The organism is Photorhabdus luminescens subsp. luminescens (assembly GCF_001083805.1).
Taxonomy (GTDB): Bacteria; Pseudomonadota; Gammaproteobacteria; order Enterobacterales; family Enterobacteriaceae; genus Photorhabdus; species Photorhabdus luminescens.
In genome coordinates, this window is sequence record NZ_JXSK01000002.1 from 497,863 (window position 1) to 520,765 (window position 22,903).

At 39.4% G+C, this 22,903-nt stretch carries 15 protein-coding genes; 6 read left to right on the plus strand and 9 right to left on the minus strand.

From position 1 onward, the window contains the following. The 3 genes from tssI to TI10_RS07125 form a co-directional block, all read right to left on the minus strand. Positions 1-2,115 carry a type VI secretion system tip protein TssI/VgrG gene (tssI, locus tag TI10_RS07115; protein WP_049582616.1) on the minus strand — a complete coding sequence of 705 codons (2,115 nt, stop codon included), beginning with the start codon at positions 2,113-2,115 and terminating at the stop codon, positions 1-3. A 489-nt stretch (positions 2,116-2,604) separates the two neighbouring features. Beyond that, positions 2,605-4,119 carry an MFS transporter gene (locus TI10_RS07120; RefSeq protein ID WP_049582617.1) on the minus strand — a complete coding sequence of 505 codons (1,515 nt, stop codon included), beginning with the start codon at positions 4,117-4,119 and terminating at the stop codon, positions 2,605-2,607. Between the two features lie 49 nt (positions 4,120-4,168). After that, entirely contained in the window at positions 4,169-4,774 is a 606-nt protein-coding gene (locus TI10_RS07125) for a DUF1062 domain-containing protein (protein ID WP_053093426.1), read from the minus strand. A 613-nt stretch (positions 4,775-5,387) separates the two neighbouring features. On the opposite strand from TI10_RS07125, the gene TI10_RS07130 reads away from it, so the two are divergent. Then, the gene (locus TI10_RS07130) at positions 5,388-5,699 is read left to right on the plus strand and encodes a hypothetical protein (protein WP_049582619.1); all 312 of its coding nucleotides are present in this window, start codon (positions 5,388-5,390) and stop codon (positions 5,697-5,699) included. Between the two features lie 532 nt (positions 5,700-6,231). Here TI10_RS07130 and TI10_RS07135 read toward each other — a convergent pair. Together TI10_RS07135 and TI10_RS07140 are read right to left on the minus strand one after the other, a co-directional pair. Continuing rightward, entirely contained in the window at positions 6,232-7,011 is a 780-nt protein-coding gene (locus tag TI10_RS07135) for a ribonuclease T2 family protein (protein WP_049582620.1), read from the minus strand. A gap of 88 nt (positions 7,012-7,099) precedes the next feature. Next, the gene (locus tag TI10_RS07140; RefSeq protein ID WP_049582621.1) at positions 7,100-9,055 is read right to left on the minus strand and encodes a bifunctional 2',3'-cyclic-nucleotide 2'-phosphodiesterase/3'-nucleotidase; all 1,956 of its coding nucleotides are present in this window, start codon (positions 9,053-9,055) and stop codon (positions 7,100-7,102) included. A gap of 1,697 nt (positions 9,056-10,752) precedes the next feature. On the opposite strand from TI10_RS07140, the gene TI10_RS07150 reads away from it, so the two are divergent. The 4 genes from TI10_RS07150 (at position 10,753) to abiEi (ending at position 16,792) form a co-directional block, all read left to right on the plus strand. Continuing rightward, on the plus strand, positions 10,753-13,635 hold the full coding sequence (locus TI10_RS07150; protein WP_049582623.1) for an aldehyde dehydrogenase family protein: 2,883 nt from the start codon (positions 10,753-10,755) through the stop codon (positions 13,633-13,635). Positions 13,636-13,906: 271 nt separating this feature from the next. Then, positions 13,907-14,818: a recombination-associated protein RdgC gene (gene rdgC / locus TI10_RS07155; protein WP_049582624.1), complete on the plus strand. Its 912-nt coding sequence runs from the start codon at positions 13,907-13,909 to the stop codon at positions 14,816-14,818. A gap of 125 nt (positions 14,819-14,943) precedes the next feature. Then, positions 14,944-15,972, plus strand: a complete 1,029-nt coding sequence (locus TI10_RS07160; RefSeq protein WP_049582625.1) for a Fic family protein — start codon at positions 14,944-14,946, stop codon at positions 15,970-15,972. Positions 15,973-16,234: 262 nt separating this feature from the next. Then, complete coding sequence (abiEi, locus tag TI10_RS07165; protein ID WP_049582626.1) at positions 16,235-16,792, plus strand: type IV toxin-antitoxin system AbiEi family antitoxin; 558 nt, start codon at positions 16,235-16,237, stop codon at positions 16,790-16,792. A gap of 124 nt (positions 16,793-16,916) precedes the next feature. Here abiEi and TI10_RS07170 read toward each other — a convergent pair whose 3' ends face one another. Both TI10_RS07170 and TI10_RS07175 read right to left on the minus strand, forming a co-directional pair. After that, positions 16,917-17,210 carry a helix-turn-helix domain-containing protein gene (locus TI10_RS07170; protein ID WP_139180511.1) on the minus strand — a complete coding sequence of 98 codons (294 nt, stop codon included), beginning with the start codon at positions 17,208-17,210 and terminating at the stop codon, positions 16,917-16,919. Between the two features lie 2 nt (positions 17,211-17,212). After that, positions 17,213-17,455, minus strand: coding sequence for a type II toxin-antitoxin system RelE/ParE family toxin (locus tag TI10_RS07175; protein ID WP_074524933.1), 243 nt, complete (start codon positions 17,453-17,455; stop codon positions 17,213-17,215). A gap of 337 nt (positions 17,456-17,792) precedes the next feature. On the opposite strand from TI10_RS07175, the gene TI10_RS07180 reads away from it, so the two are divergent. Then, positions 17,793-18,224: a DUF29 domain-containing protein gene (locus TI10_RS07180; RefSeq protein ID WP_049582628.1), complete on the plus strand. Its 432-nt coding sequence runs from the start codon at positions 17,793-17,795 to the stop codon at positions 18,222-18,224. A gap of 395 nt (positions 18,225-18,619) precedes the next feature. Here the strand turns inward: TI10_RS07180 and TI10_RS07185 are convergent, their stop codons facing one another. Continuing rightward, positions 18,620-20,374 (minus strand): GH39 family glycosyl hydrolase, encoded by a 1,755-nt coding sequence (locus TI10_RS07185; RefSeq protein ID WP_049582629.1) that lies wholly within the window; start codon positions 20,372-20,374, stop codon positions 18,620-18,622. Between the two features lie 503 nt (positions 20,375-20,877). Further along, positions 20,878-22,626, minus strand: a complete 1,749-nt coding sequence (locus tag TI10_RS07190) for a GH39 family glycosyl hydrolase (RefSeq protein ID WP_049582630.1) — start codon at positions 22,624-22,626, stop codon at positions 20,878-20,880. Between the last annotated feature and the right edge of the window lie 277 nt (positions 22,627-22,903).

The window sequence follows — 22,903 nt, forward strand, 5'->3', positions numbered from 1 at the left end:
TTATTCCTCCGTAAATTCCATAACATGCTCTACCGGTGTGTTATCACTGGCCTGATATAAGGTTTGCTTCGGTTTAGGTGGGTTTTCTGGTGAACTCAGTTGCAGATTTTCTTCTGCCGCACTCTGTACCGTCATCGTTCTGCCCAGCGCGTCAGTTTTACCCGGGATGACCTGACCATCGCCAGTGGTAATGGTGTAGGGGACATCCACCAACGGCTTATCGCTTTGCTCGCTGAGCAAGGTATAGCGGGCGGAGTAATCAAACAACGCACCGGCGGATTTCTTGCCGGTGATATGGTCGGTCATCGTGATGCTGACCCCTTCAATACGGATATTGCCCATTGGGTCAATAACTATCTGCCCGCCGGCGTTCCCAATGATGATTTGCCCGCTTTCAGAGTGCGCCGTGATATGTTTACCCACGGTGATTTGCTGGTTATCGGCGATGTTCAGTTGATGACTTTTACCAACGGAAACGGCTTGCTGACCTTTAATGGTCACCGTTTGATTTTGACCGACTTCAAGCGTCTGGAAGCCCTGCACGGCTTCATCATCATCGTTTTTAATTATCGCCGTGCGGTTATGCGCCGCTTCTGTTTTCTGGTCATGGCCTATCTGCGTGGTTTTATCCCAGAGAATCTGCATGTTCATATCCCGTTGAGCATGAATAAACACTTCCTCGCTTCCTTTATCATCCTCAAAGCGCAGTTCATTAAATCCCTGTCCCCGGTGAGTCCGGGTTTTAAAGGTGGTACGGGTTTTCTCCAGCGGTAAATTAAGCGGCGGGCGGTTGAGGCCGTTATAGGTGCACCCGGTCACAATCGGGCGGTCGATATCTCCGTTAAGATAGCTGACTATCACCTCCTGTCCGACGCGAGGGATCGCCATAAAACCGAAACCGTTGCCGTTCCAGCCTTGTGCCACCCGTACCCAGCAAGAAGCGCCGTCGTCCGCTTTATCGTAACGGTTCCAGTGGAAATGAATCCGTATCGCGCCGTGTTCGTTCACATAAATCTCTTCGCTTCCCACCCCGACCACCGTGGCGACTTCATCACCGTCCGCCAGAGGTTTGTAGCGATAAGGCGGCCGCCAGTCCTGATGGCCCGGAATAAAAGCGACCTCGTTTGTCAGGGTTGTCCCCTCGCCCCCGTCGTCCGACGCGACAGGTTGCCACCCATAATGCGTGACCGAGATCACCTGCCAGCGGGCGTTCATGGCTGCTATGGGATGGGATTGCAGGGTAAAAATTTTGCCCGGCCGAAGCCGGATGCAGTGGGTTTTGGCGGTGCCGACTTTGCTGTAGCTTTGTAACTGCTCCAGCCGCAGTCGGGTGAAAGATTTTCCTTCCGCATCCCGCTGGAAACGCCCGTAACTTTCAAACACCGAATCGTACCCGCTATCGTCGGCTTGCTTCTGATGCTCGAGCGCATATTTGGGGTTCAGAAAGTTATAGTCTTTCTGAACCGTGCCATTCGGACACAGGTATTCGCCATAACTCCACTGGTACGCCGTGGTATCGGTCTCGTCGGTTTCAGGGTGAGTATTGTAACTGAGCTGGATATCCGCCTGCATGCCCAGATGGCAATCACAGAACAACATCTGTTTTTCCTCAAACCAGAAGACCATGCCTTCTTCCGCCGCCAGTCGGCACCAAAAATCATAGGCCGATTCGCGTTTTTGCGTGGTGTATTCCCGTTCGGTATAGTGTTTATAGAGCGTATCGCGGACAAAGAGAATATGGTGCTCTTTCAGCAATTTGGTTAAGATTTCGGGTACGGACTGCCAATGGAAAATACGGCTATCCTGATTCAGCGTCATCAGCCACATTTCGGGGCGGATAGTGAAAATATAAAAAGTGCGACGGCCGTCGGTATTACCCTGTTCAGCACCGGCGATCAAACCATTAATGGTACGCTCGGCCACGCCATTACGAGTAATAGTCAAGGATGCGCGGCGACCCAGTTGTTCATTCAGGGGAATATCGTCACGTGAGCTCACCACCTTTAACGTCAGGCTATAAAGCTGTGATAACTCTTCCTGCAAGGTAAATTGCGATACCTGAAAAGTTGTCTGGGATAGTACGCCAATTCGGCAGGTGAAAACTAATCCATCCATATTTGAAATCCTACATAATTGAACCATTATCCTGAAACGGGGATAACGCCAGAGGCTATCAAGCGAGTCATTACATGCGGCTCTTTTAAATAGCGCCGGCCTGTTCCGCAGTAAAAAAATGACAGCGTAAAATCGCCATCATTTAATACGTGGCGTTAGCGAGAACAATAGACCGCGTCCAACTGAGTAGGATGGAGTGGAGACAAATAACAGAGAATTTCGCTCTCTCAATGTTATGACCACAAGATCACGATATTTATCATACGAACATAAAAAAACGTGACAAATATCACACAAAATGGCTAATTAATCGTGATCAATACAGGGAATGAATAAAAAATAGGGTCACTGGGTTGAATATCAAGGCGAAACCCAAGCGTACCCATGAAACTAAATGAGTAAGGGAACCCGCAAAAATGCGGTTCCCTTATTCAACTATTAACTTCCGATTACGAAACGACGGGTGCAATCGATCCTATTCACCTATATTCACTGACGATGAATCGCGGCATGAGATGCATCACTCAGCGAAGAGCGGCGGAAATTGAACCACACCAGCGCCGCCATCATCAGGAGAAACAGCGACGCAGCGCCCATCACAGAAAAAACAGCATCGTCGAACGCTGACTTAGCAAGGTTAACCAACGCCTGCCCTGCATCCGGCGCCATATCTTTTGCCGCAATCAACGCCCCATCGATACCATCTTTAGCAGCATCGTAAACTGGAGAATCCACTGGAATGTCAATGAAATAGCTATAGATGAATGACATAATGCTACCCATGATCGCAATACCCAATCCACCGCCTAACTCATAAGAAACTTCTTCAACGGACGCCGCCATACCCGCCCGATTTGGCGGCGCAGCCTGCATGATCGTACTGGATGCAGCGGTCATTGTTGCTCCAAGACACATCCCGAGCGCAAAAAAGCAAACTATCTGCAAAGGTAGAGGCGTTGAAAAACTCGCCATGAGCGCCAGTATGGCAACGGCATACATCAGCAACGAAGTTATGAGGAATCGTGCACTCCCCAAACGAGGAAGAACCCAACCACTTACAGGACTTGCAACAATCGCGCCCAATGAGAATGGCAGAAAATAGAGCCCGGATTGCAAAGGCGTTAATGACAATACCAGTTGCAAACGCTGGCTCAACACCAAATTAAGGCCCATCAAACAGGAGGAAGCCACCAGCCCGGCGATAACCGCCGATGAGAAAGCCGGATTTTTGAACAGGTCAAAATCAATCAACGGATGCGTACTGCGTTTTTGTCGTCGAATGAACAGCGCCAGAAAACCTATCGTCAGGGCGGAAGTTATCAATATCCCGATATAGGAGGGCTGCCGTTTGGCAAATTCTTTGATGGCATAGGCGAAGCTTATCAAGACAACCATGATCTGCAATGAGCCAATAAGATCCCAAGGATGAGACGAATCTGTTTTCGCCGTTGGGACAAACAACCACGACAGAATGAGTGTCAAAATCACCAAAGGAACGTTGATCAGAAACACTGAGCCCCACCAAAAATATTCAAGCAATAAGCCGCCAATCAGGGGACCTATTGCCGCGCCGCCAGAGGCAACCGCCGTCCAGATCCCAATGGCAAATGATTTCTCATCTTCATCTTCGAACGTCAAAGCGATAATCGACAATGTGGCAGGCATCATAATTGCCGCCCCAACCCCTAATAATGCCCGAAAAACAACCAACATTTCCGGCGAATAAGAGTAGGTGGCCGCCAAGGATGAGAACCCAAAGATGATGAGACCATAAACAAACAACCGTTTATGCCCGATGCGATCTCCCAAGGTACCCGCACCTAGCAGCAACCCAGAGACGATAAGAGGATAGATATTCACTATCCATAACTTTTCCGTTGTATTCGCCCCCAAACTGTGGGTCAGACTCGGTAACGCGGTATATAACACTGTCATATCGATAGCAACCAACGATAACGCGACTGAAACAGCAGTGAGCACCCACCATTTCTTTATATTATTCATTCTACTTATCCATTTTTACTGCTGTCATCTCCAGAGGACCCAGTTTCATTTAGACGCAATGATTATCATACTCTTGCAATAAATCGTTAACGTTAACGCTAAGAGTGATATCACGTTTCAACTTTTTGTTTAATTCTGTTTCGGTTACCCCCTGAATAGTGCCTTGATCAACGAGCTTAGCTACTCGACTACGTGACAATGCAAGTTTTTTGGTCAAGATTGAGATCAATCTGATAGGAATAGGATATTCAAGCTGTATTGTGATCTCCGCCGCTGGAATTTGAGCAATGTCCTGAAGCTCTTTACCTTCGATGATAAAGTCAGGAGCAGCGCCGAGTTCAGCTCTATTTTTCGCCAATACACGATAATCAAACGCATAGCGTCGTATTTCATCTTGATCATTATGCAAAAACCGTTCATACAAATTGCTTTCCAATTTGTTGACATGAATCCTGGAAAAAATATCAATATTCCAGGTGTAATCACACTTTTCACATTTATAGATGCTCCACACATCTAAAACTTTTTTCTGCGCATTAACCCTAAAAGTACCGGCTGGATAAAACTCCTTTTTGACTTCACAGCCAGGGCAACGTTTCAAAATGGCCTGATAGCCTACAGGCCTTACTAACCAGATAACATTTCTATTTGTCATGATAGATCCACGTTTAAATTGGTTAAGTTAGTTACTAGTTACGGCTAAATTGGTCAATTTCAAATCTGATTTTGATGATATTCTATAACATCAGATCTTGAAACCCTTTATCAATTCGTTGCTTAGGTGTGGCAGAGAACAGAGAACAGAGAACAGAGAACAGAGAACAGAGAACAGAGAACAGAGAACAGAGAACAGAGAACAGAGAACAGAGAACAGAGAACAGAGAACAGAGAACAGAAGAGCTTGACGTGAATTGCTATAAGCCTGCAAGCAATATTTTTTTCTGGATGGTTTTCTGCATCAGGCGCCATTTATTTCGGGATATCAGCACCCTCATAGTTATAATGGGGGAATTTCACCGGCCAAATGCGAAAAGTAATGGGAAGAGGCTATACAAATGTTCTGATTTTGTGAGCCACTACACTTGTAGGGTAATGAGGAATGTCATCTTCCACTGGAGCATATTAGGTAGTTTGTTCACATGTGTTCCTTGTAGTTCTAATAGACATAAGATTGAGAATATTGCTATTATGTGGTCGATATAGCTGTTTTTATATAAAGTATTAATGTATGAGTTTCTGTCCATTTCCTGTGATTAGGTAGATAAAGTATGACAAACTATATTGAATATTATATGAAAATGAAGATGGAATCCGATCGGATTCTAGAGTTATATGCGGAGAAAATAGGTAGTGGGTTAAAAGAAGTAGCAGAAGACACTGTAGACACAATCGGACTAGGGTTAAAACGAGCACTCTGGAGAACATCATATTTCTTTGATGGATACCGTGATGTAAATAATAATATAAATAGAGAAGATTGGAGAATGATTTTAGCTCTGCGGAGTATAATAGAAGAAAGGAATTTCATAAAGCAAATAGCAGAAATATTTACTGAACAATTATTAAAAGAAAAAAAATGATGAAGCGAGAGAAAGAATATATATTAAATTATTAAAAATTTCATCTGATTTCTCAGCATCTAGAGCTACAAAATTTGCTATATCTATTTCGATAGCAGAAGTGATATATCAATCCTTAATAAGGAATGTGGTTATAAAGAATATTGCGAGAAAATTTATAAATGCCGGTTTAGTAGCTTTTCAATCATATGGTTACGTTGAGCACGCTGCTATATCAGCAAATAAGTTAAAAAGAGAATGTCCACCTTTTTATTGAGATTTATATAGCAAAGAGTTGGAAATGTTGTATTTTATAGTTGAACCTGTATTATCGAAAGGAATTAACCTTATCGGGAAACAGTGCAGTGAAGATGATATTGTTCATGCAATTGCGGATATAATTAAAATTTGAGTATGAATATGAGCAAAAAACTTTTCAGTAAAGAGTGGTTTAGGGATATATCGGCTATTAAGAGAAAGTAAACCTGACCCACGCTACCGTAGGTCAGGTACATCACTGTGATTTTCCTTTATATAGAAAGGAGAACCATCACTACTCACGTTTTGGACAATCAATCACGTCGTAATTTTTGCTGTAGCAAATGTACAATTCATCACGATTGATCTGAATGGTTTTCCCCTTCAACGATGGGTTATTTTTCTGGAGGAATTTAATTAACTGTTCATTAGATGGACGATTACTCGGCAATACTAACTCATCGAACAGTTCCTGCTGTTTACTGAAAAATTGCTCTGGCGTTGCAAACGCGCAAACACCATGTTTTTCCCACTCGGCTTGTAACAGATCTGCCCCTGGAGAAGCGCACAGATAAGGTTCAATCACCTGATAATCCAGTTGTGGCAAATCCCCTTTGCAAAGACGTGGATGTTTGCGAACATCAGACCAATCACGGCACTGAGCCATTGATTTACCGTTGCAGGTTTGCGCCCATAAACCGTGAATTACCCAACTAAATTTGTTTTCGGAGAAGCATTGCAATTCAAATTTTTCATATTCACGCTGCGCCTCAGCATGTTTATTACTATTTTTCAGCTTGTTAATATCCTTTTCTTTGCTCTTACAAAATGCGGGAGAATAACTAATAGCCAGTTTGAAGTAATCTGTCGATGCGGTTGCATTCTGACCATAACGGTCACTTTTAGCAACGTAGTCATAATCTTTCTGCGCAGTAGCAGGTAAGATACAAGATTCCACCGCTTCCAATGTTGATCGAGACTCTAACAAGTCAGTCACTTTTGTTACTTCTGGTTGCTTCACACAGCCAACAACCAGCAAAACGAATATTGCTGATAATAAATTAAAAAAACGCATCTTAATTCCTTATGGGAAATTATTTCCCTATTGATGGTAAACAAACAAAAAACCTGCCCAAATTAGGGCAGGCGGCGAACGATTAAAATTATTTTTTTTCAGTCAGATCAATTTGATATACAGCAAAACCGATATCATCATTTTCCAGATATTTCATCGGGTATTGAGAAAATTCTTTGATGAACTTCGCCGCTTTCTCACTTGGCGATGTTTCAAAACGGATATCCAGTTTCTTGTCAGTTTTGATTGGCATAATCGACCAGTTATTCTCAGCTTTGGTCGTTACTATTCCTTTCTGTTTAGACATTTTGACAATATAGGCAGCCAAAATAGCGCGGTTCTCATCCGGTGAGGCGAATGCGATGTGATCTTCGCCCGTGCCGGCAAATTTACCGCCATAGGCGCGGTAATTATTGGTAGTAATAAGAAATTTAGCTTGAGGATCGATCGGTTTACCCTGATAAGTCAGCTCCTTGATACGGTTCGCCCCTTGATTGATGATCTGGCAATCAACGTCATATTTAGCGGGCTGAGTTAGATCAATCTTATAATTTACGCCGCTGATCATGTCGAAGTTATAAGTACGGAAGCCGCTCCAGTTCAACAGATACTGCGGCTGAGTTGAATTTGGATCAATCTGGTTATACATGCCGGCCGAACACTCCAGCCATTCAAGCACATCAGCGCCGGTGACTTTCACAACCGCCAGCGTATTGGAATAGAGATACAAATCTGCTGCATTACGGAAGGTTAAATCGCCTTTTTCCACTTCAACAAACTCTGCGGGCGCATTTTTACGCCCACCGACTTTGAATGGCGCCGCTGCGGCCAGAACAGGAATATCCGCTAAATCAGGATCACCCAGAATAAAACGCCGGGCGTAATCTGCTTGTGCATCATTCACGATTTGCACTGTCGGGTCATTTTGAATCAAAGCCAGATAGCTATACATATTGGCGGAAGCTTTGCCAATCAATTTACCCATAAATCCCAGAGTTCCTTGATGAGCTTTATCGATAATTTTTGCTAACTCACTATCACGCTCAACCAGCGCCTTTTTATTTATTTTGTCATAAATCGGGCGCGCTTCTGCTTTTGCCTGCGTCACTTTCCATGCTCCGCCCTCGTTGTTGATAACCATATCAACAACACCTAAATGATCGCCCCATTGGCCAGGCATAACGGCCGGAATACCGTTAACCGTACCTTTGGCAACATCAACGCCTTTAATGTCGGCAAATTCTTGACTTGGGAATACCCCATGCGAGTGACCAAACATAATCGCATCAATGCCCTTAACGTCACTCAGGTAATAAACCGAATTCTCAGCCATTGCCTTATAAGGCTCCTTGGAAAAGCCGGAGTGAGGAATAGCTATAATCAAATCCGCCCCCGCTTTTTTCATTTGAGGAACAAATTTTTTCGCGGTTTCAGTAATATCGTTAACGACAACCTTTCCATTCAGATTGACCTTATCCCAGATAACAATCTGGGGAGGTACAAAGCCGATATAACCAATCTTGATGGTATGATTTTTACCCTCCCGATCTTTTACCGGCGTATCAACAATGATATAGGGGGTGAAATAGTTCTTACCGGTTTTCGCATCTATGATGTTGGCATTGATATAAGGGAACTTCGCACCCGCAATGGCTTTTTTCAGATAATCCAAACCAAAGTTAAACTCGTGATTACCAAAGTTACCCACGGTATAACCCATTGTATTCATTAACTGATGTGCTGGATGAACTTCCCCTTTTTTAAGGCCTTTTGCTGCCACGTAATCCGCCAATGGGCTACCTTGAATCAAGTCGCCGTTATCAACCAGAACCGTGTTGGGGGCTTCCGCTTTGGCTGCTTTAATTAAGCTCGCGGTGCGTACCAAACCAAATTGTTCTGTCGGCTTATCCTTAAAGTAATCAAAATCAATCAGGTTACTGTGAACATCAGATGTTTCCATGACCCGCAAATCAACCGTTGCGGCATGGACATTACATGCGACCAATAAGGTTAATGTGGAGACTTTCAACACATTGTTAACCATTTCACACCTCTTTTTTAGGCTAGTTCAAGAGAACCTAAAATCAGCTCTCTTATCACTGTCAACTTATAAGTACAGACACGCCCCTGTTTCCAGAACCGTCTGCTTTTTATTTTCATAAGCTGGATTGTCGCTGGCACATCATCATATGCCGTATCAACGAACAAACGCAGGCTATTGTACTGAGAAATTGTTAAACGTTTATCTCAACCAACAAGATAAAGCTGTTTTTTTGTGGTTAGGGTCTTTTCATTTTTAACACGCAAAGAGTTACCCACACATACCACTTTGCTAGGATCTCACTCCTCCTTTTTGTTACCAACACGATAAAATCCGCTCTCAAGCCACCTTTAACAGTGTTCTATTTCAATTAAGTCAGAATAAAATATCTGTAATGCTTTATATTTAATTATTAGCTTTATTTCTGAACAAAAATCTCTTAATTCTGTTTAGTCAGGTAAAATATTCAAACTAATAAATACCTTTCATAATATTACTGTATAAAATAAAATTACTAACAAATTGCAAATATTTTTAAGCAATTAATTATTATCCATATTAGGTCTCCTTATATAAATTTTTACGGCATTTAATTGTAAAACAATTGTTAATTTAGGTTAAAATGATTGAACACTTTTAGCTAAAAAAGAGTGATTTTATTAGTATTTCAATTTTCCAATGTGATTTTTAACCATACCATCTATTGTAAGTATATAATAAATAAAAATAAAATTATTTTCGTGAGAAAATGCACAATTACACTGTTAAACACACAAATAATTACAATTATTTGTGATAATAATCACATTGTAAGGTCACTTTATCTTTTTAATTGAATTTAACTAATTACCTTATTCATGAAAAAATCATTTAACAAATTAAAATTTTAATAATTATCTTTAATATAAATTAATTTTAACTATAAAATAATTAAATATTAAAAACCATAAAAAACAACATTATTTATTTTAAATAAAATTAATCTTGAAAATTAATTTATATTATTTTTTATAAAATAAAAAAATTATATTTAATATATAATAAAAATAAAAATTCAATTTAACAAATTAAACTTAAAATTTAAAAAAAACATAATTAAAGACAAAAAACAAAATTAATTCGTTAATTTACAAACAAAATAAAAAATAATTTATCACATTGATATAAAAGAAAAAATAATTAAAACAAATTTTTAATATTATATTCCATCAATAAATTTGACTCCACTAAAATTCCTATAAACGACTTTTCTACTCAATATGATACATTGATTAATATCCCCACCACCCTCACTCAATTCAGCAATGAAGAGAAAATAAAAAAAATTTATGTTAGCTACTTGACCAGAAACAACAATTACATTAATTTTATTTAATATTATAAACAGCATCATTAAACTTAATCATTTAAGCACCCTAAGTAGAGCCGAAAATTTAACATAAGTTAATAGCAATAATTGATTATAGTAATAGTTAATTAGCTAGAACTAGCGTTAACTATTCATTCATTTTAAATAAATTTTAAGGTTAGCCGCTGACATCAAAACAAAAAACATAAAATAATCTAACCTCTTAAAGCATAAGCATTTTTTCTCATCAGGATTACTGAGGATTTCCTGACAAGTTGATAACACCTCTACCGTCTTTATTCATCACCATTAACCCTAAATGATCAAAACATTATGATGGAGGTAATTGCAAATGAAATGGTATGTCAAGGAAGCCCTCGAAATTAATCAGGCTATACCATACGAGGAATCAATCAATATCGAAGCGGGTTTTGGACCAACAGGGCTGCCACACATAGGAACCCTTTGTGAAATTCTCCGTGCCAATTTCATCAAAACCGAATTGGAGAAAATAGGCAGAACAGTTAATTTTTATCTCATTTCAGATGATTTGGACCCTTTCAGAAAAATGCCGCTGAATATTCCAAATGCTGAAAAATTAACGCCTTATCTAGGCCAACCGATAAGCAAGGTGCCGGACCCTTTCGGAAATTTTCCGTCATTCTCTGAAATGGCGGAATATCAACTCATGAAACTCGCCACAGAATATGAAATAGAGTGCCAGCTAGTCAGGAACTCTTTAGCCTATCAAAATGGCGATTACAATGACGAAATCAAACTATTCCTGCAAAATTTCTCAGTGCTAAATCAAATATGCAAGGAATCAACAGGATCTTTAAGACAAAGAACCTACAGTATGATCATGCCCATTTCTGAAAGAACTGGCGCCGTACTGGAACATATTATCGTCACCGGCGTGAACCCTGCCTCGGGAGAAATAACCTATTACATACCGGGTGATGAAGTCATTAATAAACCCGGCTATGAATATGGAGTAGAAATTCGCGAGCTCTATAAGGACGAAATATTAGATCAAGAACAAACTATTTCGGTACTAAACGGTAAATCTAAACTTCAATGGAAAGCAGACTGGGGTATGCGCCTCCTTGCCAGAAACATTCATTTTGAAATGCATGGTGAAGATTTGCTGGTTTCTGCCGCGGTTGTGCGCCAGATCGCAGGAGCATTAAACAAACCAATTCCACGTTTTTACAAATATGGGCTTTTTCTTGATGATTCAGGTAAAAAAATATCGAAGTCGAAAGGAAATAGCTTCGCTTTGGACGATGTTCGCCATCTGCTTACACGAGATGCAATCCGCACTTACCTCTCAAAAGAGCCCCAGAGATCGTCTAAATTTTATGTAGCGCTGGCGCCACATCTAAATGATCAAGTGAATATTTCGCAAAAAGATAAAAAACGATTATCTTTTTCGAAGATAGCAAGAATATTACACGCGTCAAAACCGGCAAGTAAACTCGCGGCTGAAAATTTTCTAAATCGCTATAAAAAACCGGCGGAATCTATTTCAGAACAGGAATTGGAAATAAGTTATAATTATTATATCAGGACATGCAAAAACGAAAATCAAGGGTTGCAAAACATTAAAGAAGAAAGTTATTTCTTAGCCATTGCCAACTCAATAAGCGCAGGAGAAATATCAACTAAAGATCAACTTTTCCAGCATATAATCAATACATATAAAGACCATTTTTCAAATTATGAATCACCCCAAATATGGTCTCTGCTCTATCGAGGGTTATTCGGCGATACCAAAGGCCCACGGATTAAAACATGGTTAGATTTAAATGAAATGCAACATATTTCAACCCATTTTAACAACCCATATAAAAACTCATACCAAAAAAATGAGGAAAATATCGTTAACAATGAAATTAACAGATCTCAAAAAGAGAAATTAATAAACAATAGCATCGAGGAGGACCAAATATATATGACTAAGTTATACAGTAAAATTAATTTCACCGAAATCAGGAAAAAATGCGACGAACTTTGCTCAGCTTTACAGAAGAATCGTGCGGCGCTAGTCGAAGCGCTGTCGGGCTATCAATGTAAAAACGTCACTGAAGATGAAATTCTTCGTTCAATAGATGTCTTGAATAATATTGAGAGCAACAGAGAATATTTCAAAAAGAAAATTTATGGCGTCACATCATTCCTCCCGCTTAACCAACCCATTTACGCTTCTGTATGTTTTGGTTTTATCCCTTCACTTATGGCAGAAAACGTGTGCATACGCCCACCGACAGCCATGCATACACATTATAAAAAATTTGAGGAGGTTATTAATTTATCCGAATTTTCTCCGACATTATCTATTTCTTATGAAGATAAAGAGTTATTTTTAAGTCAACGAGTAAAAATAACTGATGCGGTAATTTTTACCGGAACGCCAGAAAATGCGCTCAAAGTACGTAAGCATTTCAGAAAAAACACCTTATTTATTCTTAATGGCGCCGGTCATAATCCACTTATTATCTCAAAAGATGCAGATATTAATCTGGCCGTTGAAAGTGCAAAACGAGTTGTGCTTTACAATCAAGGTCAGGATTGCGCTGGTCCAAATGCCATATTAGTACACAATGATATATACGATCTATTCAAGCAACAATTAATTTCTGATTTGAAGAATATAGAAGATAAAGTCGGACCTTATAGCGACTATAAAAATATTGTCGGTCCCAATAGCGACATTGATCACAGCGTAAAAATTGCCTCAATATTTAAGGCAAATAGACCCTATTGCACCTATGGAGGAGAAGTTAATCCCGTTAATGGGATGATAAAACCGACGGTTTTTGAGAAAGAATTATCATTAGGCGGCAATTATAAAGAATTTTTCGCCCCGGTTTTCTTTTTACAAAAATATTATCAGGATCAAGACTTAATCAATTATTTTTCTGATCCTTTGTATCCTGCTAATGCTATGTATATATCTCTGTTTGGCACCAGTGACTATATCCATCATCAACTCAGCGAACGCCTTCACCTGCCAGATAGTATTCTTAGTAATACTGACTTACATCTGGAAGAACACGGTTATCTTCCCTATGGTGGTCAAGGGCCGGCGGCTTCATGCCTTTGGTACGAAGGCAATAGGATTAACGGCAGTACGTTGCCACAGCGTGATATATACCATTATTTAATTGAACCCTTTAACACCTGTCCCACGCCAAAGGGTGAAAAACGCCACTGCGTTCAAGCGGGAATTTAAACCACTCCGGTGAGTCTTCACTTCAACGGATGACCTGACCGCGCCGTACTTTCCATAAGTAAGCACGGCGTGTCTCAACGTTTAATACTTATATAATTCGCTAATAAAAGCACGGCCCCTATGAGCTACAAATAGCTATATCTTTACAAGAAAAACTGCTAATCAGGATAATTGATACAATATACTAGGGCTTATCCCTATGATTCGCTATCATGCTACCTTATGTTGGTCATGCTCACCGACTCATTGAGCAAAAATATGGGGTAATTTTATGTTGTGGTTCAAAAATTTAATGATTTACCGTTTAAACCGAGAAATTTCACTTTCTGCGGATGAACTGGAAAAACAATTGAGTCCGTTAGCATTCACCCCATGTGGTAGCCAAGATATGGCGAAAACAGGTTGGGTGCCGCCAATGGGTTCACACAGTGACGCCTTCACCCATGTCGCGAATAACCAAATTCTGATTTGCGCCCGTAAAGAAGAAAAGATGTTGCCTTCACCGGTTATCAAACAAGCACTGCAAGCAAAAATTGAAAAACTGGAAGGAGAACAGCATCGCAAACTTAAAAAAACAGAGAAAGACTCTCTGAAAGATGAAATATTGCATACCCTGCTACCACGGGCATTTAGCCGATTCAGCCAAACTTATATTTGGATCGATATCGCCAATAATCTGATCGTTGTTGACGCTGCCAGCGCTAAACGAGCCGAAGATAATTTAGCATTATTGAGAAAAAGCTTGGGTTCTTTACCTGTTGTTCCCCTGACATTTAAAGACCCAATAGAATTAACCCTGACAGAATGGGTACGCTCCGGTGATTTACCAACAGGTTTCGCTTTAATGGATGAAGCTGAACTAAAAGCTATTCTGGAAGAAGGCGGCGTTATCCGTTGTAAAAAACAAGACTTAGTTTCTGACGAAATCGCCACACATATAGAAGCCGGCAAATGTGTCACTAAACTAGCGCTCGATTGGGAAGAACGTATTCAATTTATGTTGTCAGATGATGGTGCTTTCAAACGTATAAAATTCAGCGATACGCTGCGTGAACAAAATGATGACATTGACCGAGAAGATTTTGCCCAACGGTTTGATGCTGACTTTATTCTAATGACCGGTGAATTAAGTGCATTGATTAAAAGCACCATTGAAGCACTCGGCGGCGAAGCAGAAAAATAATCACACAATTCATACAATAATCGCCAGTCTATTGCTCGTTTCCCCTTACTGGCGATAATATCAACCTATTTCCAGAGCCAATAATAACGTTAAAGCTATCCACGGTAAGCCAATTAAGGTATTCAATGAATTCAGCTAACAAAGGCTATCAACCCCCCTTCTCAATTACAGTTAAAATGATCCAATTAGTTGCCGAAATCAGTGAGAATATCGGGCGGTTAAGCACAGAGCAGGAACAAATAAAAGCTCTGCGATTGAGACGCATCAATCGGATACTAGCCATTCACGGTTCACTGGCAATTGAAGGTAACTTACTTGATGTGAGCCAAATCACCGCCATTATTGAAGGAAAGCAAGTCATTGCGCCAATCAGTGAAATACAAGAAGCGCGTAATGCTATTTTGGCTTATGAAAAGCTTAACTATTGGCATTTCACATCAGAGCAAAACTTACTGGAAGCCCATTATGTTCTGATGAAAGGATTGCTAGATAATGCCGGCAGTTATCGGCACGGTGGCGTCGGTGTGATGGATGGAGAAAAAGTGATTCATATGGCGCCACAGGCAAACCGGATTCCAAAGCTCATGGGCGACCTTTTTCATTGGTTGGCTTCTACCGATATTCATCCACTTATTACCAGTTGCGTTTTCCATTATGAATTTGAATTCATTCATCCGGTTGCGGATGGAAACGGCAGAATGGGCAGGTTGTGGCAAACACTAATTTTAAATCGCTGGAACCCTATATTTGAATTTATTCCCGTTGAAAGTTTGATTTATGAACATCAAGCCCACTACTATCAGGCAATCAATCTCAGTAGCCAACTTGTTGATTGTGCGCCATTCATTGAATTTATGCTGCACATGATCCGTGATGCAATTCTGACATCTACCCATCAGGCTACCCATCAGGCTACCCATCAGGCTACCCAACAAGTTAAACAACTAATTATGGTATTGAAAGGGGAAATGAACCGTGGGCAACTGCAATCAGCCCTTGGATTAAAAGATCGTAATTCATTCCGTCAGCGCTATTTGCAACCCGCGCTGGCAGCGGGATTAATTGAAATGAGCCATCCAGAAAAACCTAGCAGCCCATTACAGCGCTATCGTTTGACAGAAAAAGGGGTAAATTTAAAAACTCACCACAAATAGCGAAAAGTAACCAATCCCTACCCTACTCGGCGGTTTCGATGAAAATCTACACAAATAAAATAGGACTATAATATTTACTTAAATATCAATATATTAAAAAAATAATTCAACCACATCAACGAAACACTTACCCCTTTCACTATTTCGGCCAAATTCATTAAGTAGACATCAAAACCATAAATATAGTGCTTTAATGTCTACTTAAAATAACTATAATCAAGTGAACATCAAAACCATAAATACCTAGAGTTATTGTTTAGTTATGGATAAATCTACTGCATTTAAACGTTTTATTGACTGGGACAAAAAAGGGCGATGTGTCTTCACCCTTGCCGATCTCAGAAAAATCTTTCCTGAAGATAGCCCCAAAACACTCCAAGCGGGCTTAAATCGTCTGGTTAAAGAATCGATGCTTTCACGACCTGTACGCGGGATTTATCTGTTTAACCTTGCTCATAGTCACGATAGTTACACCATTGAACATATTGCCAAAGCTCTACGACGCGGTGAATACAATTACGTTAGCCTTGAATCAGCATTAAGTGAATATGGCATTATTTCACAGATCCTGATCGATAGACTCACCGTGATGACAACAGGCCGAAAAGGTCTTTATCACACTCCACTGGGTACTATTGAATTCACTCATACCAAACGCCAACAGGAAGATATTTTAGCGAGTACCACACAAGCAGACCGCCCTTTGAGACTCGCCAAACTTGAATGCGCATTACGTGATTTAAAACGAGTTGGTCGCAATACCCAGCTCGTCAAGCGAGAGGGTTTCTGGCGGGAAAGTTTGGAGAGCCGGCGTCCTTAACATGGCGGCAAGCTCCGTCTGGCGAACGGAACTTCATTAAAACAAAGTACCGGATAAAAAATCAGCACTTTGTCAATAATCTGAGAGCAACCACCAGGTTGCTCTTACCAGCATGTGAGTGAATTCAATCGGCCTGAAAAACAAATCGTCCGCCTAAAACAGCAGCATAGCGATTGAGTGTTCCCAACTGAGGATCAACCTCCCCTCTTTCCAGTCGGCTGATATTCTGTTTCTGGGTTCCCATCCGACAGGCAACATCTTCCTGAGTCATTTTGCAGGCTTTACGCGCCAGTTTGAGTTGCTGGACAAGAGCCTTGCGAGCCTGAAGATCATCCCATGCCTCTAGCCCTTCAGTTGTTGCCAGGAGCTCAGCCTTAACATCAGACAGCGTAACGAAATCGTAATCATCACTGTTCATTTTCATTCCAGCATCCTCTTTACCACTTTCATTCGTTCCCGGGACAGTTCCAGTGACGTTTTAGGTGTCTTCTGGGTCTTTTTCTGCAAAACATGTACTACAAAAATTTGTCTGCCCGTATGAAAGAAGAAAAATCCACGCGCAATACCTTCACGGGCACTTACTCTCAACTCTTTCAGTCCATTGCCTACATCCCTCACTCTTGGTTCCCTGAGCTCCGGTCCTGAATTTTCGAGTGCTTCCATTGCATCAACAAGCGCGACCTATAACCCTACAGGAAGTCTTCCTAACTCCTTACGGGCGGCGCCAATTACCGTTACGGTAAATTTCATATCAGCATCCTTGTAATCATATACGATGACTTTACTCCATCAAAACAAAGCAATCAACAATGATTACTTTCAAACATTTTGCAACCCACACTGAAAGCAGAGTTAATTAAAACTCACCACAAATAATAAAGAGTAACCAATCCCTATCTTTCAATGATGCCCCTGTTTTGACGGCACTATAATTCTTTGACACACTGCACACAGAACGAATCTATTTATGTTGTACAGATAATCCAAATCGGAGGCTTTCATGGGAACTCGTTATGAAACCGACGTGGTAGCTTGGGCTAATGAACAAGCAGCGTTACTACGTAGTGGTAAGCTGAGTCAGATAGATATAGAAAACATTGCCGAGGAGATAGAAGACGTGGGTAAAAGTGAAAAACGCGAGCTGGCAAGTCGGCTGGCCGTTCTACTGACTCACCTTCTGAAATGGCAATTTCAACCAGGCCGTCGCGGCTCTAGTTGGCAAAGAACCATCAAAGAGCAACGAAAATCTCTGTCACGACGTATTGATAAGACGCCAAGCCTTAAGGGATGTCTGGCAGATAAAGAGTGGTTAGACGACGCATGGTCTGATGCAGTTGCAATTGCTGCTGATGAAACCGGGTTGGATGTTTTTCCTGAATCCTGTATCTGGAATATGGAGCAGATTTTATCCCAAGATTTTTATCCAAAATAATCTTACAAATTTATTAAATACATGAATTATTAACGCTGGATAAAACCGGCGTTAATAATATACCCGTTATCTTTCAAGTTGCCTCTTTGTTGGCTGCACTCACCCCAGTCACATAGTTATCTATGCTCCTGGGGATTCGCTCCCTTGCCGTCGCGATGCATCTTGAAATCCATAGGGTATATAGTCTAATTCAATAAAATCATAATACATATTAAAAACATATATCACATTACAACCAAACAAAGATAATTACTATTAATTTATTAATAAAAAACACCTGAAAAATTTATTTCAATTAATTATTCAGGCCCTTATAAGAGCCTGAATAAATTTATTCTCTAATTATTAACGAAAAAAGAAAATAATCTATTCTAATATTTTCTCTGCATATAAAATTAATGATGAATCAGCTCTAATGAATACAGTGTTACCGTTGAAGGTTTCGCACCTTTATCTACCAACGTTAATTTATTATTATCTATCGACACACTAATCTGGTTAGTCACCTCTGGCGGTGTTATTTGTGCCAGCGATCCGCCTTCTTGAATACGATATGCTTTAACTTTAACTTTCTTGCAACCTATATGATCAATCACCACGGTAACGCCTTGGTCACTATGAGTATAATCGCGAGTTTTAGGTCTCAAAAGAGAATCTTCAGGAAGTTGCTGTACCGGATCTTTTTGCAATACCGCATTATTAGATTGAATGGTTGTCGGATCAACACCACCAAACCATTTATTCTTACTACAGGTATCCGTTAATTGATCTAATGTTCGACTCGTATCCAAATAGTATTGTCGATATAAATCCGCCGGAACTGGTGGTACACTACCATCAGAAAAACCCTTATCCACTTTATAATTTGCTGCGAGGATATTAATTTTATTACCCGATTTATTTTCAGCCGCCAGAACCGTTAAGCCAGTTGAAAAATCCTTTTGACCACTTAATATATACGGTGTTTTTAATATTCTAGCAAAAAGACCAAAAGATTGGGCTGAATAGGTACAGAAATTTCTAACGCTTGGGTTTTTAGGATTAGGTTGATCATTAAATAAACCAAAAGATAAACCATCCCCACGATAATAATGAGCCAGGTCAACTTTGGTATATTGCATATAAATCAATGAGGAGGCGATATAGGCTGCATTTTTAGGACTCTGCACTTTTGTAAATGTATTTCTCGATCCAAAAGGAGTTGAGTTCCACTCAGTACAAATACTCTCTGTCTTTGTAAAGCCATAAGTATGCAAACTTTTCTGAATCGTATTACCCATATCAATAATATTTTGCGGGTCTCCAGTATCAACGTATCCATGCCAGGAAAAGAAATCTAACGGTACATGATTATCCCGACAATATCGGAAAAATCCATCAATATAATGCCCTCCTGCATGATTACTAAACGAAATACCTGCACCACCGACTTTAGCATCAGGATCAACAGCCTTAATTAATCTGACTACTTTTTCATATAATTGATAATATTTTTGTGGTTCATCCGTATTCCAGAAAAACATCAAATCAGGCTCGTTCCAAATCTCCCAATAGCTTATCTTTCTCGGCAACCCAATGCTAGCATAGTTTACACCATAACGATTTACCAAGGCCTTAACTAATGCTGCATAAACATCAAAATCCTCTGGTATTTCATAACCGCCATCAAGTGAACGCCCAATACGAAAAAAAAGTTGTCGCTGAATATTATCTGGATTCACATCTGCTTTATTATTCAGAACATCACGCAGATAAGTATCGGTCATTTCATAATTGGCATCTTTTAATGCAAGATTCACATCATGATTTCTCATCCCGATAGCCGCATTGGGAAAAATACTTCTGACATTTGCAATATCAGCAACAAGCTTTTTAGCCGCGAGTTTCTTTTCCTCCGGTACATTGATAATCATTTGATCTTGGTTATTTTTTCTATCCACCTGGAAATAATTATCTATATCCCCAATACCAAAGCCGTCATGGAGCCGGACATGGGTAACTCCCATCTGATTAAATTCATTATCTAAATCTGGGAAACCCGGCGCTATCGATTTAGGAAGACCATTGACGCCATTAACCGCTTTAAGACGTGAATTATACCCTGCTGATAGATCTCGATGATTTTTATTAAATGAAAAAACTTTAGTCATAATACCCTCTATATTAATTAAGAAATTGTATCCCTATAACCCAAAAACAATATTAAAGAATAAATACATTTATCTGACAATTCAATAACAATAAATGAATGGAAGACTTAGATAACAATTAAATATCACTTTTAACTACACCTTAAAATTCCCATCTATTACTTTGAATTTATTGAGTTAAATAAACAATTACATTAATACAATTATTTCCGGTAATAAAATTGACTCTGTAAGTTATTTAACCACAGAATCATTAAAAGAGAAAAAATATATCTCAATTAACCAAGAGTGGTATTAATAACAATAACAAAATAGCACATGACAAAATCATATAGAGAGTAAATTATATTGAAAAATATCGTGAAAAAAAATCATTAACACATATTACAATGAATCATTATTAAACAGGCTCTTTTCAGAGCCTGTCAGATTAAAATTATTTTATTTTACATTGATTAATTTAATGGAAAAAATTCACTATAATATTCCCATTGTATATAAGATCAATTATTCTCTAGCTCCAACGAATATAATGTTACCGTTGCAGGCTTCGCTCCCTTATCCACTAGCGTTAATTTATTATTAGCGATAGATACATTAATCTGGTTAGTCACTTCCGGGGGTGTCATTTGTGCCAGCGATCCACCCTCTTGAATACGGTATGCTTTGACCTTAAATTTTTTATAACCTATATGGTTAATTACTACGGTAACACCCTGATCGCTATTAGCATAATCACGATTTTTAGCGCTCAACAGATTATTACCCGGAAATGGTTTAACAGGTTCACGTTGCACCACCGCATTATCAACGTGAATGGTTGTCGGATCAACGCCACCGAACCATTTATTCTTACTCTGGGTATCTGTTAATTGATTCAGTGCTCGGCTAGCATCAAGATAGTATTGTTGATATAAATAATCAGGAGCCGCATTACCATCGGCAAGACTCTTATCAACTTGATAATTTGCGGCAAGGATATTTATTTTATTGCCTTCGGCGTTCTCAGTTGCCAAAACAGTTAAACCTGTGGAGAAATCCCTATTACCACTCAAAATATAAGGTGTTTCGAACATTTTGGCAAACAGGTAAAAAGATTGAGCTGAATAGGTACAGAAATTTTTAACACTTGGATTTTTAGGATTGGGCTGGTTGTTAAACAAACCAAAAGATAAACCATCGCCTCGGTAATAATAAGCTCTGTCGGCTTTTATATACTGCATATAAATAAATGTGGAAGCAATATATGCCGCATTTTTAATGCCCTGCACTTTTGTATATGTGTTTTTTGTTCCAATAGGACAAGAATTCCATTCAGTACAAAAACTTTCTGTATTAGTAAAACCATAAGTATGCAAACCTTTTTGAACCTTATTTCCCAAATCAATAATGTTTTGTGGGTCTCCAGTTTCAACATATCCATGCCAAGAAAAGAAATCTAATGGCACATTATTATCTCTACAATACCGTAAAAACCCATCAAGATAATCCTCTTGTGCTCTATCAACAAACGCAATACCTGCACTACCGACTTTAACCGAAGGATCAACAGCTTTAATTATTCTTGCAATTTTTGCATATAATTCATAATATTTTTTAGGATCATTACTATTCCAGAAGAAAAATAAATCAGGTTCATTCCAAATCTGCCAGTAAGTTATTTTTCTTGGCAAACCGATTCTGGAATAATTTAAAGCGTAGCGATTCACCAACGTGCTCACCAAGATTGCATAGATATCAAAATCCTCTGGTATTTCATAACCACCATCACCGGAACGTGCAATACGAAACATGATTTGTCGCTGAATATTATCTGGATTCAGATCAGCTTGATTATTCATAATATCTAGCAGATAAGCATCAGTCATTTTATAATTAGCCTCTTTTAATGCAAGACTAATATCATTACTTCTCATTCCAGCCGCCGCATTGGGAAAAATGCTTCTGATATTTGAAATATCAATGAGCAGTTTTTTAGCTGCGGGTTTATTTTCTTCTGGGACATTAACAATTATTTGGTTTCGATCACTGACTCTATCCTCCTGGAAATAATTATCCATATCGCCAATACCAAAACCATCATGAAGCCGAATATGGGTAATTCCCATCTGATTAAATTGATCATCTAAATCAGGAAAACCCGGCATCAAAGATTTAGGAACGCCATTGACACCATTAACTTCTTTAAGCAATGAGTGATGCCCTGCGGATAAATCTCGGTGATTTTTATTGAATGAAAAAATTTTAGTCATAATAAACCTCTATATTCATTAAGAATAATATTGCTATAAGTCAAAAATAATACAGAAGAATAAATATATTTCTATGACAACTCAACAACAATAAATGAGCCGGATACTTAGAGAATAGTTAAATATCAACTTTAACTATATCTTAAAATTACCACCTATTAATTTTAATTTATTACAGCAATCAACAATCACATAGATATAATTATTTACGCCAATAATAGAACCTGTGATTTATTTAACAAAATCAGGACCAAACAACCTATCCATCAATAATAAA

Bases quoted from the DNA above. Each gene is read 5' to 3' on its own strand.
- TI10_RS07180 (WP_049582628.1), top strand. From the start codon at position 17,793: ATGGGAACTCGTTATGAAACCGACGTGGTAGCTTGGGCTAATGAACAA.
- TI10_RS07170 (WP_139180511.1), bottom strand. From the start codon at position 17,210: ATGAACAGTGATGATTACGATTTCGTTACGCTGTCTGATGTTAAGGCT.
- TI10_RS07150 (WP_049582623.1), top strand. From the start codon at position 10,753: ATGAAATGGTATGTCAAGGAAGCCCTCGAAATTAATCAGGCTATACCA.
- TI10_RS07130 (WP_049582619.1), top strand. From the start codon at position 5,388: ATGACAAACTATATTGAATATTATATGAAAATGAAGATGGAATCCGAT.
- TI10_RS07125 (WP_053093426.1), bottom strand. From the start codon at position 4,774: ATGACAAATAGAAATGTTATCTGGTTAGTAAGGCCTGTAGGCTATCAG.
- TI10_RS07120 (WP_049582617.1), bottom strand. From the start codon at position 4,119: ATGAATAATATAAAGAAATGGTGGGTGCTCACTGCTGTTTCAGTCGCG.
- TI10_RS07160 (WP_049582625.1), top strand. From the start codon at position 14,944: ATGAATTCAGCTAACAAAGGCTATCAACCCCCCTTCTCAATTACAGTT.
- TI10_RS07175 (WP_074524933.1), bottom strand. From the start codon at position 17,455: ATGGAAGCACTCGAAAATTCAGGACCGGAGCTCAGGGAACCAAGAGTG.
- rdgC (WP_049582624.1), top strand. From the start codon at position 13,907: ATGTTGTGGTTCAAAAATTTAATGATTTACCGTTTAAACCGAGAAATT.
- TI10_RS07135 (WP_049582620.1), bottom strand. From the start codon at position 7,011: ATGCGTTTTTTTAATTTATTATCAGCAATATTCGTTTTGCTGGTTGTT.
- TI10_RS07190 (WP_049582630.1), bottom strand. From the start codon at position 22,626: ATGACTAAAATTTTTTCATTCAATAAAAATCACCGAGATTTATCCGCA.
- TI10_RS07140 (WP_049582621.1), bottom strand. From the start codon at position 9,055: ATGGTTAACAATGTGTTGAAAGTCTCCACATTAACCTTATTGGTCGCA.
- abiEi (WP_049582626.1), top strand. From the start codon at position 16,235: ATGGATAAATCTACTGCATTTAAACGTTTTATTGACTGGGACAAAAAA.
- tssI (WP_049582616.1), bottom strand. From the start codon at position 2,115: ATGGATGGATTAGTTTTCACCTGCCGAATTGGCGTACTATCCCAGACA.
- TI10_RS07185 (WP_049582629.1), bottom strand. From the start codon at position 20,374: ATGACTAAAGTTTTTTCATTTAATAAAAATCATCGAGATCTATCAGCA.